15 protein-coding genes are annotated in these 13,725 nt (G+C 62.9%); 6 read left to right on the top strand and 9 right to left on the bottom strand.

The features are described 5' to 3' along the window. Window positions 1-121: 121 nt before the first annotated feature. Together purH and KG104_RS04465 are read right to left on the bottom strand one after the other, a co-directional pair. Entirely contained in the window at window positions 122-1,735 is a 1,614-nt protein-coding gene (purH, locus tag KG104_RS04470; protein ID WP_104161647.1) for a bifunctional phosphoribosylaminoimidazolecarboxamide formyltransferase/IMP cyclohydrolase, read from the bottom strand. Window positions 1,736-1,844: 109 nt separating this feature from the next. Beyond that, on the bottom strand, window positions 1,845-3,332 hold the full coding sequence (locus tag KG104_RS04465) for an HNH endonuclease (protein ID WP_237688662.1): 1,488 nt from the start codon (window positions 3,330-3,332) through the stop codon (window positions 1,845-1,847). A 420-nt stretch (window positions 3,333-3,752) separates the two neighbouring features. Between KG104_RS04465 and KG104_RS04460 the strand changes: the two genes are divergently transcribed. Continuing rightward, window positions 3,753-5,105, top strand: a complete 1,353-nt coding sequence (locus tag KG104_RS04460) for an MFS transporter (protein WP_207347409.1) — start codon at window positions 3,753-3,755, stop codon at window positions 5,103-5,105. A 2-nt stretch (window positions 5,106-5,107) separates the two neighbouring features. On the opposite strand, the gene purN is transcribed toward KG104_RS04460, so the two are convergent. Then, window positions 5,108-5,686: a phosphoribosylglycinamide formyltransferase gene (gene purN / locus KG104_RS04455; protein WP_207347408.1), complete on the bottom strand. Its 579-nt coding sequence runs from the start codon at window positions 5,684-5,686 to the stop codon at window positions 5,108-5,110. Window positions 5,687-5,725: 39 nt separating this feature from the next. Between purN and KG104_RS04450 the strand changes: the two genes are divergently transcribed. Then, window positions 5,726-6,163 carry a hypothetical protein gene (locus KG104_RS04450; RefSeq protein WP_207347407.1) on the top strand — a complete coding sequence of 146 codons (438 nt, stop codon included), beginning with the start codon at window positions 5,726-5,728 and terminating at the stop codon, window positions 6,161-6,163. A gap of 246 nt (window positions 6,164-6,409) precedes the next feature. Beyond that, window positions 6,410-6,583, top strand: coding sequence for a hypothetical protein (locus KG104_RS04445; protein WP_207347406.1), 174 nt, complete (start codon window positions 6,410-6,412; stop codon window positions 6,581-6,583). On the opposite strand, the gene KG104_RS04440 is transcribed toward KG104_RS04445, so the two are convergent. Then, window positions 6,541-7,827: a cell division protein PerM gene (locus KG104_RS04440; protein ID WP_207347405.1), complete on the bottom strand. Its 1,287-nt coding sequence runs from the start codon at window positions 7,825-7,827 to the stop codon at window positions 6,541-6,543. The genes KG104_RS04445 and KG104_RS04440 overlap by 43 nt on opposite strands. Window positions 7,828-7,950: 123 nt before the next feature. Continuing rightward, window positions 7,951-8,703 carry a sulfite exporter TauE/SafE family protein gene (locus KG104_RS04435; protein WP_207347404.1) on the bottom strand — a complete coding sequence of 251 codons (753 nt, stop codon included), beginning with the start codon at window positions 8,701-8,703 and terminating at the stop codon, window positions 7,951-7,953. A 22-nt stretch (window positions 8,704-8,725) separates the two neighbouring features. Here KG104_RS04435 and KG104_RS04430 point away from each other — a divergent pair, with 22 nt between their 5' ends. The 3 genes from KG104_RS04430 to KG104_RS04420 all read left to right on the top strand — a co-directional run bounded on the left by KG104_RS04430 (window position 8,726) and on the right by KG104_RS04420 (window position 10,978). Then, entirely contained in the window at window positions 8,726-9,361 is a 636-nt protein-coding gene (locus tag KG104_RS04430) for a DUF1684 domain-containing protein (RefSeq protein ID WP_207347403.1), read from the top strand. 255 nt (window positions 9,362-9,616) lie between these two features. Beyond that, window positions 9,617-10,168, top strand: a complete 552-nt coding sequence (locus KG104_RS04425; protein ID WP_207347402.1) for a GNAT family N-acetyltransferase — start codon at window positions 9,617-9,619, stop codon at window positions 10,166-10,168. Between the two features lie 12 nt (window positions 10,169-10,180). Then, window positions 10,181-10,978 carry an MSMEG_6728 family protein gene (locus tag KG104_RS04420; RefSeq protein ID WP_207347401.1) on the top strand — a complete coding sequence of 266 codons (798 nt, stop codon included), beginning with the start codon at window positions 10,181-10,183 and terminating at the stop codon, window positions 10,976-10,978. Here KG104_RS04420 and KG104_RS04415 read toward each other — a convergent pair. From KG104_RS04415 to KG104_RS18285, 4 genes are all read right to left on the bottom strand, one after another. Beyond that, window positions 10,975-11,661, bottom strand: coding sequence for a DUF6318 family protein (locus KG104_RS04415; RefSeq protein ID WP_207347400.1), 687 nt, complete (start codon window positions 11,659-11,661; stop codon window positions 10,975-10,977). The genes KG104_RS04420 and KG104_RS04415 overlap by 4 nt on opposite strands. 141 nt (window positions 11,662-11,802) lie before the next feature. After that, complete coding sequence (locus tag KG104_RS18290) at window positions 11,803-12,183, bottom strand: DUF6318 family protein (protein WP_372434143.1); 381 nt, start codon at window positions 12,181-12,183, stop codon at window positions 11,803-11,805. Beyond that, window positions 12,150-13,088 (bottom strand): hypothetical protein, encoded by a 939-nt coding sequence (locus tag KG104_RS04410; RefSeq protein WP_207347399.1) that lies wholly within the window; start codon window positions 13,086-13,088, stop codon window positions 12,150-12,152. The genes KG104_RS18290 and KG104_RS04410 overlap by 34 nt, the downstream gene beginning before the upstream one ends. Further along, a complete protein-coding gene (locus tag KG104_RS18285; protein ID WP_372434153.1) occupies window positions 13,045-13,461 on the bottom strand; it encodes a DUF6318 family protein in 417 nt (138 codons plus the stop codon). The genes KG104_RS04410 and KG104_RS18285 overlap by 44 nt, the downstream gene beginning before the upstream one ends. Between the last annotated feature and the right edge of the window lie 264 nt (window positions 13,462-13,725).

The following is a 13,725-nucleotide window of genomic DNA, read 5'->3' as shown; positions in this document are numbered from 1 at the left end:
TGGCTTGTATTTGAGTCCCACTATGCCACAGCGCACTATCTGCGCCCTAAACTGCGGGACGGCGCATTACCTGCACCGTCCCGCGTTTCAGCGCCCGCTAATGGCAGTGCCGGCGCAGTGCTTAATGGAAGAAGTGGCGTGCCCCGGTGAAGTACATGGTGACGCCGGCAGCGTTTGCTGCTTCGATGACCTCGTTGTCGCGGATGGATCCGCCGGGCTGGACCACGGCGCGGACGCCGGCGTCAATCAGGATCTGCAGGCCGTCGGCGAACGGGAAGAACGCATCCGAGGCCGCCACGGAACCGCGGGCCCGCTCCTCCCCGGGTCCGCCCAGGGTGTTGGCCCGCTCCACGGCGAGCCGGCAGGAATCCACCCGGTTGACCTGGCCCATGCCCACTCCCACTGAGGCACCGTTGTCCGCCAGCAGGATGGCGTTGGACTTCGCGGCACGCACGGCAGTCCAGGCAAAGGCAAGGTCTGCCAGCGTGGCATCATCGGCAGCCGGGCCTGAAACCAGCGTCCAGTTCTCCGGGCTGTCCCCTTCTGCCTGCATCTTGTCCGACTTCTGGATCAGCATGCCGCCGGAGACCTGCCGGAATTCGGCAGCACTGCGGCCGTAACCGTCCGGCAGGGTCAGCAGGCGGATGTTCTTCTTGGCGGAGAGGATCTCCACGGCTTCAGCGTCGAAGTCCGGTGCGATAACCACCTCGGTGAAGATGTCCTTGACCGTGTTGGCCATGCCGGCGGTGACGGTGCGGTTGGCCGCGATCACGCCGCCGAAGGCCGAAACCGGGTCGCAGGCATGTGCCTTGGCATGGGCATCGGCAATGGGGTCGGCGGCGTCCCCCGAGGCCACTGCCACGCCGCAAGGGTTCGCATGCTTGACGACGGCGACGGCTGGCTCGTCAAAGTCGAACGCGGCGCGCAGTGCGGCATCGGCGTCGACGTAATTGTTGTAGGACATGGCCTTGCCGTGCAGCTGGTCCGCCTGGGCCACGCCCGGCTGTGCACTCTTGTCCGCGTAGAGGGCAGCGGCCTGGTGCGGATTTTCGCCGTAGCGCAGCACCTCGGACCGCTCCAGTGCCAGACCCGTGTAGGCGGGCCAGGTGGCGCCTTCCTCGGTTCCGTCACCAAACTGCTCGGCAGTCCAGGCCGCCACGGCGGTGTCATAGGCGGCGGTGGAGGCGAAGGCTTCCGCTGCAAGGCGGCGGCGCTGGTCCAGGTCAAAGCCGCCTTCGGCAGCCGCCGTGACCACGTCGCTGTACTTGGCCGGGTCCACGACGACGGCTACGGACGGGTGGTTTTTGGCGGCGGCACGGACCATGGACGGTCCTCCGATGTCGATCTGTTCCACAACCTCATCCTGGCTGGCGCCGGACTTCACGGTCTCCACGAAGGGGTAGAGGTTCACCACCACCAGATCGAAGGGTTCAATTTCCATTTCCTCGAGCTGCGCCACGTGGTCCTCCCGGCGGCGGTCAGCCAGGATGCCGGCGTGGACGCGGGGATGCAGTGTCTTGACCCGCCCGTCCAGGCATTCTGCAAAGCCGGTGACCTCGGAGACTTCAGTGACGGGAACGCCCGCAGCAGCAATCTGCTTGGCAGTTGAACCGGTGGACACGATGGCCACCCCGGCGGCGGAAAGGCCCTGAGCCAATTCCGTCAAGCCGGTCTTGTCATAGACCGAGATCAGGGCCCGGCGGATTGGTACACGGTTCAGCGGCTGAGAGCTCACGCAATATCTCCAAAGAAAGAGTGTGTCGGTGGCTACAGTTTAGGTCACGGCGTCCTGCCGGGCAGAGTGTGAAGCCAAGACTGGCTTAACACGGCTGGGGTCTGCCGGATCATGACACTGCACCTGTCGTGCCTGGAAGCGGCGGTGCGGTGGAGCGGTAAATGTGGCCCGTTGGCGTGGTGATTGTGACGCTGTGCCGGCCCGTCCCGTTGTTGTCGGCGAGCGCTCCGGGTGCTCCGGGTGCTCCGGGCGCTTCTTCGCACCGGGCTGTCCAACCTGGTGCTTCTTTGGCCTGGTTGCAGGCCTCGCATAGCCCCTGAATGTTTTCTGCGCTGGTGGGACCTCCCTCGCGGAAGGGTTTGATGTGGTCATAATGCCGGATCGGCGCCCCGCACCACGGCGTCCGGCAGATCTGATCGCGTGCAGCGATCAGCCGCGCCAAACCGTCCGGAACCAGCCGGGCACGGGAGTCCATGGCAGTGAGGCGGCCGGTGTCCGGTGCCGCGTAGAGCCGGCGAAGCCACACCTCCGTGCGTGGTGCTCTTCGGCTAGGCCGGAGCCGTTGCGGGGCTGCGCTGCTGCCGTCCCTTCGGATCAGATCCCGCGCCCACTGTGCGGGGACAATTCCGTACCCGGTCAGCACGGCAGGTTCCGCACCGTCAGGAACGAAGGACTGAGCCGATCCACCCGGCCGGCCACGGACTGTCCTGGGTGAATCACCGGAATGATCGGCATCGCTGTCTCCGGTACCACTGTGACGGGAGACGACGGGCGGAAGGACGCCATGCAGCAGAGTCCTGTCCGTCATGATCAGCTGCACTTCCACCCGCAGATCCTCAGCCCGTTCCTGGCCCGTCAGCAGTTCGACGAAGGTGTCGGCCATAACCTGACCCTTTGAGCGGGGATCTCCGGCGGCACGGGCCCGATCGGCCGTGCGCATCAACGCGGCCATCACTCCCACACCCTGGGCTACCGGCAGCAGCGCGGTCACGTACGCCATGGTGTCCGGTGCCGGGCGGCATGAAACAAACCGATCCGAAGCAGCCTTTGCGGCACGGTTGACCACGCTGTGCGGATCCAATCCGTAGGACACGGACTTGATCGCGGCAATCAGTTTGCGGTCTCCAAGCTGCGCCAGCCGCTCCTGGTCCCCGGCGACCAGCTCGTCCACCTTCTGCCGATCAACCAGTCTCAGGCACGCGGTCTCCCGCACCAGAATGGTGGCCCGCCATTCGCTGATGGCACCGCGGCTCAACGCACGCAGGGTATGCGGCATCTCCGTGCTGAGGATTCGCGCCAGCCCAAGCAACCGGGCGCCCTTGTTCGGGGATTCGCGCCGGGCCAGCGCGATCTGCGCCGCTACACCCCGGCCAAGTTGACCCCTTTTCACCCCCGCACGAGACTGGCTGCGCCTGGACGATTCGTCAAAAACGGCGGCCGCACGCGCCTGCGCAGCACAGATACTCCCCTTGAGTTCCTCCAGCGCCCGGATGTGATCGATCAGCTGCACTCTGAGCGCGGATTCAGCCGCGTCCACTTCGGCCGCGTCCACTTCGGCGGGGTCCACTTCGGCGGCCTCCAGCCCGGCCGCGTCCACTTCCCCAGTCTCCGGGTCCAGTTCGAGGGCCGACCCCAATGTGTTTGACGGCGGACCGCAGCGTTTACCGACCGCCACGGAGGCTAAACCCGGATTGGTGCTGCCCCGATCGGGAGCGGATAAGTAGTACATGTCTTCTAGTTTAGTGATTCATGTCACTTAATGGGGCGCTTCGGATACGGGAGAATAAACAAGAAACACCCGAATGTGCTGGCCCAACTACCTACCCCGAAGCGGATCTCACCGGAAGCCGCTGGGCCCGGAAATTAGCTGCCCCTGATCTCCGCTGCTGCACCGCGCGGGCCGGCAGCTGGGTTCACTTCCTGTTTCCCACATCGTCCAGCCCGCGATGTACAGTTCTTTCGGACCTGCCGCGAGGCCCGGCCACTCCCCGCATCCGCCGCCTGGAAGGCCATTCCCATGACAACAACGAACACCCTGCCCACGGGTGACCAGGTGGTTCAGGATCTGCCCTGGAAATGGAAGGTCCAGGGACGGATCTTCATTATCGGTGGCCTGGGCTTCATGTTCGATGCCTGGGACGTGACGCTGAACGGCGTCCTGATTCCTCTTCTGTCCAGCCACTGGGATCTCGAACCGGCGCAGGCAGCCTGGATCGGCACTGCCAATCTGCTGGGCATGGCCATCGGCGCATTTGTGTGGGGTTCCATCGCCGACGCCATTGGACGCAAGAAGGCCTTCACCGCCACTCTGCTCGTCTTTTCCCTCTTTACCGTCCTGGGCGCGTTCTCTCCGGACATCATCTGGTTCTGCATCTTCCGGTTCATGGCGGGCTTTGGCCTGGGCGGCTGCGTTCCCGTGGATTACGCGCTGGTGGGCGAGTTCACACCGCGCAAACAACGCGGCAGGGTGCTGACGGCGATGGACGGCTGGTGGCCGGTAGGGGCTGCGCTCTGCGGGGCCACCTCAGCACTGATTATGGCCACGCTGGCCGACTGGCGCTTCACTATGCTCATCATGGTGCTGCCGGCTCTGTTGGTCTTCTGGGTCCGGCGCTCCGTTCCGGAATCCCCGTTGTTCCTGGTCCGCAAGGGACGCACCGCGGAAGCGGAAACCGTCATCAACGAGCTCATTCAGAGCACCGGTTCCACCGTGACCAACTGGCGGCTTCCGGAACCCGAGGAGCCGGCCAAACTGTCGCTGCACGCCGTCGGAACCCAGCTGAGCGATCTCTGGCGGTACAGCTGGAAGATCACGGTGTCCGCCTGGTCGCTGTTCTTCACCATCCTCCTGGTGTACTACCTGGCGCTGACCTGGATGCCAAAAATCCTCGTGGATTCCGGCTTCAAGGAGTATGCGGCGTTCCTGACCACCTCGGGAATGGCCGCCGTCGGGCTCCTGGGAGTCATCGCGGCCGCACTGCTCGTGGAACGGGTGGGACGCAAATGGATCCTGGCGGTCACCGGTCCGCTGTCAGCGCTGATCCTGATCATCGTTGCCCTGGTACTGGACGTGCCGGCCGCCGCCACCGGCTGGCTGCTGGCCTACGGGTTTGTGGTGCAGGTGGCCATTCCGGTGCTCTATGCGTACGTGTCCGAGCTGTACCCCACGGAACTGCGCGGCAGCGGATTTGGGTGGGCCTCCACCGTGAGCCGCATTGGTGCCGGTTTCGGGCCGCTGATCTTCGTTTCCATCGCGTGGCCGTATCTGGGCCTGCCCCTGTCCTTCGGGCTGGCCGGAGTCCTGGTGATGCTGGCAATCGCGTGGATGATGCGGTTCGCGCCGGAAACCCGGGGCGCTGCCCTGGACTAGGCCTAGAGCGCAGGCAGCCCGCGTGCGCTGATCCGGGCCAGGGTTTCGATCAGCAGCCGGCGTTCCTGGACCTTGATCCGCTCGTGCAGGCTTTCCTCGGTGTCGTCGTCCAGTACTTCCACGGCGGCTTGTGCGAGGATCGGCCCGGTGTCCACGCCGGCGTCGGCGATGTGGACGGTGCAGCCGGTGACCTTTACCCCGTAGGCCAGCGCGTCCCGCACGCCGTGCGCCCCAGGGAATGAGGGCAGCAGTGCCGGGTGCGTGTTGAGGTAGCGCCCCTCGAAGGTATTAATGAAGTGCTCATCCACGATCCGCATGAAACCGGAGGACAGCACGATGTCCGGGGAATAGGACGCCACCTTCTCCGTCAGGGCCGCGTTCCACTCGGAGCGCACGGCATAGTCGCGGAAGTTCACCACAAAGGTGGGATACCCCGCATCGGCCGCCCGCTGGACCCCCTGGGTGCCGGGACGGTCCGCGCCGACGGCGGCGATTTCGACGTCGAGCTTCCCTTCCGCCACTGCGTCCAGGACGGCCTGAAGATTGGATCCGGTGCCGGACACGAGAACAACGATGCGCATGCGTCAACCTTAGGCTTCACCGTCGCCTAGGGTTAAACCATGAACAACGACGGCAGTGCCCCTCATCAGACTCCCCCGCCGTTGCAGCAGTCACCCGAAAAGACCGCTGCCACCGACGAGCAGAAGCGAAGCGTCCGCGGATATCTGCGGATTTTCGTGGCTTTGGTTGCTGCCGTGCTGCTTACCTCGGGGCTTGCGCTGCCGTGGAAGCTGGTGCCGTTGGCGCTGGGAGTTGCTGCCATTGCCGTCGGCATTGTGACGCTGGTGAAGGTGGTGCGCTACAACACCGGGCCAACGCAGGTGTTTGTGACCTCCCTGGGCCTGGTCGCATCCGTGGTGATGACTCTGGGTCTGGGACTGGCAGTTGCCACTTGGGACAGCACGGAGAAACTCGAAAGCTGCCTGGCCAACGCGCTGACCATTTCGGCTCAGGACGAGTGCCGGGACCAGTTCACCACCGGGCTGCTGCCGCGCTGAAAAGGCGCCCCGGGCTCATTCCGCTGACGGGGAAGCCGGCCGCAGCCTGCATCCTCGTCACGCTGGTGGGGCTGGCGGCCGGACCTCACATATCTGCCGGCCGGCAGCGCACCCGGATCATTTCCGGTCACTCACCGGCTGGCCGGTTTCACCTCCGGCCCGGACGGGTCACAGGAGCTGGTACTTCAGGGCGATGCCAATTCGCTGGCCGATCCGGCCGTTCCCGCCTCCGCCCTGCAGGGGCGGGTGGCAGCAACGATCCCCTACCTGGGCTATCCGGACCTGCTGTCGCAACGCTGGCAGCTGGGCTGGATCCGACCGCTGCTCGGCACTGCATTGTTCGGTTATGCCGCGCTGCTGTTCTTCCAGCACTTCCGTCAGGCGCGTTCCTCGCGCTCCAACCAGGGCCCGACGGCGTAACCCACCACCACGCCCACGGCCACTTCGGCCGCAATCCAAAGACCCGTCCACAGCGGATCCGCTCCCACTTCCACGAACCGGCCGATGCCTGCTGATCCACTCGAGATCAGGACCGCGCCGGCCGCCAGGATTCCGGACACCAGGCCCACAAAAACGCCCAGCAGCACGGTGGAGACCGGGGCCGTGAACCAGCGGGCACGGATCTTCAGGGACAACCACTCGTCGAAATGGTTCTCTCCTTCGCGCAGGAACCACCAGCCCGCCAGGAACCCGGCGGCCACAGGCAGCGCGAGGGCGGCTACGGCGTACTCGGAGCCGCCGGCCGGCAGTGCAGCAAACACTGGAACAGCGGGCAGCGGGCCCACCGTGGTTTCCAACGGACTGATCAAGCTGCCCGTTCCGAGGGAAAAACCCGCCCCCGAGGTCCAGCCCAGTGCCCAGCCCATAAAGTTGGGCATCATCCCCAGCTCGACGACGGTCAGCACCACGCCTCCGATGATTCCGGCATCCAGATGCTGGTAAACGGCCACAATCTCAGCCCAGCTCATGGCCAGGGCCACGGTCACCAGCAGGGCCGAGAAGCCCAGCGCCGCGGTAATACCCACTACCCCGGCCCGGATCACGGCCCAGACGTAGGACCCGGCCCAGCGGGAGTGCTGGCTGGTGCGGGAAATCCAGTCCGTTAGATCCACACCGATCAGCCGCACCCAGGACCCCGCCTCGCGCCGGGCACCGATAAAGAGTCCCAGGCCCGCCGAGATCAGCGGAATCAACGCACCTGCGGTCACGGAAATGGAAACGTCTTCATTTCCGGAGAAATGGGCGGCGGCCGCGCCGAGAAGGGCGTAGGTTCCCAGCGCCCCCAGCAGTGCCTGCCACAGCTGGTCCGTGTAGGAAGCCTTAGCCAGCCTGCGCCCGGCGCGCCAGGACAGGAAGAACGGGATGAGCGTCAGACCCAGTGGAAACAGGGACAGAAGGCCGGACGTAGCGCCGCTGGCCAGCGTTCCGGCGGGGAAGGTCAGGGTCAGCGGGACACCGTGGATCAGGAGCCACCCCTGCCCGCCCAGCCGGGCCAGCGACGCGAAGTTCCGGTCGGTGAAGCCGTCGGCGAACCAGACGCCAATGAGGGGCAGGAATACCAGCAGGGCGGAAAGGACTGCAGCCTGGCCGAGTTCGACCACTCCCTGCAGCCACAGGGGCATCGGTAGGACGCCCGGAGTTTTAGGGCGGGTAAAGAGTTTCATCGCTTCTATCGTCCCATCCGGTGCGCGGCGGACGGTTCAGGAGGTGCCGTGAGTCGGATGCGGCGGTTGGTGCGGACGGGTGGTTCCGGCTGATGGCAGGGACTGGCGGTGCGGGCGGGCGGCTCAGGCTGCGAGGTCGAAAATGCCCTTCGCCAGCGCAGCCGCGGCGCCGAAAAAGGCTATGACTACTACGGCTGCACGGGCCTGCTCATCGCGGATGAAGCGCTGCAGCTTCTCGCCGGTGTAAATACCGCCAATGATCATCAGCGCAATGAGCGCCCATGCCCACGGCTGGAACGGCGGCATCTGCCCCGGGTCCAGGGACAGCTTGGCGGTCAGGGTGACAATGGCAATGGTGACGAAGAACGGCTGAAGGGTCGCGGCGAAGGGCCGCTGCGGCCAGCGTGCCATCAGCGCGTAGGCGCTGACCGACGGTCCACCCACGCCGGCCACCGCGTTGGTCACCCCGGAGAGGAAACCCGCGACCACCTTGGGCCCGTTGCCGGTCACGGTCACCGACGTACGCTGCATGACCAGCGACGCGGTCAGGGCCACCAGAACGACGGCGCCCACCACCACCGCCATGGGAGCCGCGGGCAGGTATACGGCCGCAACCGATGCGGGGATGCTGCCGCAGACGGCCGGGACGGCCAGCCAGCGGTACATGCTCCAGTCAATGTCTTTCCGGACCCGCGTCATGATCAGCGCCGAGGACACCAGGCCGCAGACGTTCACCATCAGCACTCCCCCGTGGGAACCCAGCAGGATCACCAGGAACGGAGAAATGAGCAGGGCAAAACCGAGTCCGGCAATCCGTTGCGCGATGGCGCCGATAAAGATTGCCACGAGTACAACGACGAGCAGTCCGGTAGTCACTCGAACACACTACGCTGAACAAATGATCTCCCCCGTCACGGTCCTGCAGACAGCGGATTGGCGCCAGCGCGTTTTCGGGCTCTACGCCCAGGTGCGCCTTACCGCCCAGGAGGTGTCGCCGTCGTACGCCCACGATCTGTGGCGTGCGGAGCGGGACCGGCTCTTCGCCGAGCATCCCGCGTCGCCGTTGAAGCCCCGCGCCCGGGAACGCTTCCGCGGACTGGACGTGGCCGCCTACAACCCTGAGCTGCGCTGCGACGCACTGATCGAAGACGACGGCGCCGGCCAGCGGATGGATGTGCCCACCGGCACGGACGGTGTGGTTCCGTTTGTGCGGCTGGGCACGGTGGCGGTCGACGGCGTGGGCCGGCTGGCGGTGTGGCGGCTGGCTTCCTACGGGGGCGGGATCTTCCTGCCCGTGCGGGACTCGCTGTCCGGAGCCGACGGCGGAAGCTACGGCGGCGGCCGGTATCTGCTGGACACGATCAAGGGGGCGGACTTTGGGCAGGGTGCGGCTCCGGGCAGCCTGGTCCTGGACTTCAATTTTCTGTACAACCCGTCGTGCGCCTACGACGAGGCGTGGGCCTGCCCGCTGCCCGGGCCGGATAACCGGACGGATGCGGCTCTGCGGGTGGGGGAAATGTACGCGGAGTACTGACTCCGGGATCCTTTTGCCGCCAGCGCATGAGGACCTGCCGGGCATCCTTCGTGCAGATGCCGGGCCCAAACCCGCCTCCTTCCAATCCTTCGTGCACATACCGGGCCCAAACCCGCATCCATCCAATCCTTCGTGCAGATACCGGGCCCAAACTCCCCAAAAACGTCCATTTAAGCCCGTGATGTGCACGAAGGATATTCGCAAAGCCCAAGATCTGCACGAAGGACTGCGCTTTCTCATGCCTAAGCTGGATTCGTGACCGTTTCCGTTACTTCAGCAGCTGAATCTGATGCGCAGGAATTGGCAGCTCTCGCTGCACTGACCTTCCCCCTCGCCTGTCCGCCGCAGGTGACCGCAGCCGACAGCGCAGCGTTCGTTGCCGAGCACCTGTCCGAAGATGCTTTCGCGCAGTATCTCGCCGACGACTCGAAACAGATCCTGGCCGCCAGACAGGACGGCAACCTGATTGGCTACGCGCTGCTGGTGTTCTCTTCACCCAGTGACCCGGAGGTTGCCGAAGCCCTGCGGCATCTGCCCGCTCCGGCTGCGGAGCTGTCCAAGTGCTACGTTCATCCCGCCGCCCACGGCACCGGGGCTGCTGCCGCGCTGATGCAGGCAGCCGTGGACACCGCCGTCGCGTCCGGATGCCGGGTCTTGTGGCTGGGTGTGAATGACCTCAACCTGCGTGCCCAGGCGTTTTACCGCAAATCGGGGTTCAGCGAGGTTGGCCGACGGAACTTTACGGTCGGCGGACACGTGTTCCGCGACTTCATCCTTGCCCTGCCCCTCTCCCCCAACGACGGATGACACACTGGGTCCGTGCAGACGTTTCTTCCCTATGACAGCTTCAGCCGCAGCGCCGCGGTCCTTGACCAGGCGCGTCTGGGCAAACAGCGCGTGGAAACTCTGCAGGTCCTGCGCGCCCTCGTCATTCCGGACTACGGCTGGCAGAGTCATCCGGCCATGCGGATGTGGATGGGCTACATCCCGGCACTGACCGCCTACGGGCTGGCGATGACCAATGAATGGACGTCGCGGGGGCACGCCGACACCGTCTACGAGCAGATCCTGGAATTCGCGCCGGAGGCTGCGGATGACGACGTCGTGCTTCCTCCTTGGTTTGGCGACCCCGCCCTGCACGAGAGCCACCGCTCCAACCTGATCACTAAATCACCAGACTTCTACGCCCCTCTCTTTCCGGACACCCGCGCAGGGTTGCCCTATGTGTGGCCCGAGCCCGAGCACCCTGCACTTCCGTCCGAACCTGCCGGCGACGCCGTGTGGGTTGCCCGACCCAAAGTGGACAAGGCGAGTGGAGATCCGGTGATCGAGCTGCCGATGCTGAATGGAAAAGGCACACCAATCACGGGAAAACGGGCCCGCCAGCTAGTGCGGTTTTTGGAGGACATGGAGGACGGCGACGACGTCGTCCTGCCGGGTGCCGACCGTGCTGTCCTGGGTGTCGGCACGGTGGGGCCGGTGTCGCTGACCAACGACACCGCGAAGCGGAGCGTGACGATTTCCGGGACCATTCCCCGTGCGGCTTTTGCTTACCCGGCGCTGCTGCAGGATCCTCGAACGTTATTCAGGGTTCCTCGCCCTGCTGCTCTTGGCTAGCCGGTGTTCCCCAGAACAGGAGCCTCGGAGCCGGCAGCCTTAAACCAAACGACATCCTGGGCAGTCCATTTGCCGTCAGCGTAGGACGCTTCGAGCATATGTGTGTCTGTCCACCCCTCTTCTATTTCGTATAGATGGTTGTCCGGTCCGCGATATTGGATGTGAAACTGACTAACAATGGCCAGAACCTGGTAGACATCTTTGCTGGTTAATACATATGCAGACTGTGTCGAACCCACCGTGAAGTTACCCCCGACAATCCAATCCTGGTCCTCATAACCCAGCTCAACCATCTCGTAAAGGCGGGAACAGATTGCGCAGTCCGGACCGCTCACTTCCTGCAGCGGCGAAAGGTCACCTGTTTCGAACGCATAGGTCGCCAAGGCATACCAGTATTCGGTAAACGCCAGCAGGCCTTCCTTTGACTGCTGTTCGGCTAGTTCCGGTAGTACCGGCAGAGGAACGTTCTCGGATGGCCGTGCCGATGTGGCGGCTCGTGAGATCGCGGGAGTTGGGGTGGGGGATGATTCAGCCGTGCTCCAGTTGCGCGCACTCGCGCTACTGCTCGGTGCGCCGAGGCTTGAGTCAGAGCCTGAACAGCCGCTAACGAAAAGGAGAACAACCAGGCCGAATGCTGCTAATCGGGCGGGTGACACAGACAAGTGCAGTTTGGTGAGAAACATACGATTACCCTCAGAGGATTCTTTCGCAGGGAAGAAATGGTGCCGGGCTGGACGTGATGCCCACAGTACGTGGCTCACCCACAGCGTAGGGACTTATCCACAACACATTTGCGCAAATCAAAGCTACTATCGGGCTTTCCATCACTCAGGTCGCTTCAGGGTCACAGCATCGTTTGCAAACCATTCACCTTCGGCATAAGTGGCTTCTATCATCTGTACAGTGCCGGACTTCAAACCCTCTTCAGCTAGGTACCGGTGCATGTTGGGTCTCCTAAACTCATAAGCGTCCTGCCTGATGTTGATAAGGACTTGATAGAAGCCTCCCCTTGTTACGGAATATTCGGAATGTGCCTGCACAACCTCCACTTTTCCGCCAACGATCCAATCTTGATCTGCATAACCATTCCCCAAAATGCTGTTCACCTTTGCGCAGACGACGCAATTTGTTCCACTAATCGCGCGTCCATCTACCTGCTGTTGGACAGAGGCTAGCAGCCGAAACCGGCGGGATTTACGAGGCAATCGTCAGCAACGTTCTGTGACTCAGATTTCCAAACACGCAGCGTTTGAGAATTACTCTCCACCTGAGCCCGTCCATCTATTGGAATCATGGGACCACCGTTGATGGAATAGGTCCCCGAATAGTAAACGATTACACTAATTTGGTAGTCTCCTGGATCTGAATAAGCATGGCTCGTGGCCGTCGGTTCGCCTAGCCTCTCTGGCGGGAGAGGGGTACCGCTGAATGAGACCGGACCATATGAGGTGCCATCGCCATATCGCCATTCGAATTCAGTAGGCGTGGCAACTATACGAATATCTTGCTCCAGAAGCGTCATATCGAAGGTCTGCTCCTCAGCATTGAGATACATGTTGTTTTCCATGCCGACTAAGCTGTGAGGGTTTGGCTGAGTTTCAAACACGCTCGAAGCAATGGGTCGCTCCTGAAATTCAGTTGCAATCCTTCCCTCGATTTCTTCTATGACGTATGGATTAACAGAATATACACACCATGGCCCGCCATCCAGACGTTGCCAATCGGTCATTGGCGTTCCAAGAAGTCCTGAATACCACCAAACCGAGCGCCCATCTGGACCGAGAGTACATTTGCCCTCCAGACCCGGGAGGCAGTCGATATATCCGATGCCCTCATCAAAACATTCCAGCTCAAAATAGTACCCATTTATGTCCGCAGCAAGCCCGACCTCTGCCGACGTCCAAACACCACTATCCTCATGCTTGGTCCAGGTACCTGTAACTCCTCCTTTTCCCATGTTTCCCTTGCCGGATTCAGCCAAGGTTGGAGAGCTCCAACAAATGAGAAAAACGAAACAAAGCACCGCAATACATGCACGTCTGAGCATGCTAGATAGTGAGTTCATTTCAAATGTTTTCGACTCGCACAGCACGCCAAGATGTACCGTCATATGATGCTTCAATCAGTTGCGCTATAGGCGATTGGAGACCATCCATCGGTCCATAATCAACCCCGTTAGGTCCGTAATACTCTAGGTCCTTTTGAGTTATTTGTATTAGAACTTGATAGTAACCCTCGGGTGTCAGGATAAAATCTGAATGGACATCTCTTACCTTGACCAAGGAGCCCGCCATCCAATCTTGGTTTTTGAACCCTAGATCCACGGTCTCGTAGTACACATCGCAGACCGAACAAGGAGATGAACTTATTGCTCGTACCGGCTCGGCGTCACCGGTTTCGTAACCGTAATTAATCAGTGAGTACCAGTACTCGGCGAAAGCCTCAAGGCCTTCCTTGGACTTCTCCTTCGCCAACTCCGGCATCACGGGCAACGGCACATTCTCCGCAGGTCCCTCAGCGGTCGCTGGCTTGTAAGCGGCAGTAGGCGTTGGTGTCGGCGTCGCCGTCTGAGTGGCGGTCTCGCTCGCACTGGCGCTCCCGCTCGGCGAAGCGCTGGAAGAGCGATTCTCCGCAGCTTCAGCCTCAGGCTCCCCCGAACCGGAACAGCCGCCCAACACCAGGACAGCTGCCACCGCGGCAGCACTCATACGGGCAGAAATGGGTATGGCAGAAAGCGCGCGAGTGCG

Origin of the sequence: Arthrobacter sunyaminii (assembly GCF_018866305.1) — a bacterium.
Classification (GTDB): domain Bacteria; phylum Actinomycetota; class Actinomycetes; order Actinomycetales; family Micrococcaceae; genus Arthrobacter_B; species Arthrobacter_B sunyaminii.
The sequence above is the reverse complement of the archived record's forward strand: the minus strand, read 5'-3'. Positions and strand labels throughout refer to the sequence as shown.

Bases quoted from the DNA above. Each gene is read 5' to 3' on its own strand.
- KG104_RS04460 (WP_207347409.1), top strand. From the start codon at position 3,753: ATGACAACAACGAACACCCTGCCCACGGGTGACCAGGTGGTTCAGGAT.
- purN (WP_207347408.1), bottom strand. From the start codon at position 5,686: ATGCGCATCGTTGTTCTCGTGTCCGGCACCGGATCCAATCTTCAGGCC.
- KG104_RS04450 (WP_207347407.1), top strand. From the start codon at position 5,726: ATGAACAACGACGGCAGTGCCCCTCATCAGACTCCCCCGCCGTTGCAG.
- KG104_RS04440 (WP_207347405.1), bottom strand. From the start codon at position 7,827: ATGAAACTCTTTACCCGCCCTAAAACTCCGGGCGTCCTACCGATGCCC.
- KG104_RS04430 (WP_207347403.1), top strand. From the start codon at position 8,726: ATGATCTCCCCCGTCACGGTCCTGCAGACAGCGGATTGGCGCCAGCGC.
- KG104_RS04415 (WP_207347400.1), bottom strand. From the start codon at position 11,661: ATGTTTCTCACCAAACTGCACTTGTCTGTGTCACCCGCCCGATTAGCA.
- KG104_RS04410 (WP_207347399.1), bottom strand. From the start codon at position 13,088: ATGACGGTACATCTTGGCGTGCTGTGCGAGTCGAAAACATTTGAAATG.
- KG104_RS18285 (WP_372434153.1), bottom strand. From the start codon at position 13,461: ATGCCGGAGTTGGCGAAGGAGAAGTCCAAGGAAGGCCTTGAGGCTTTC.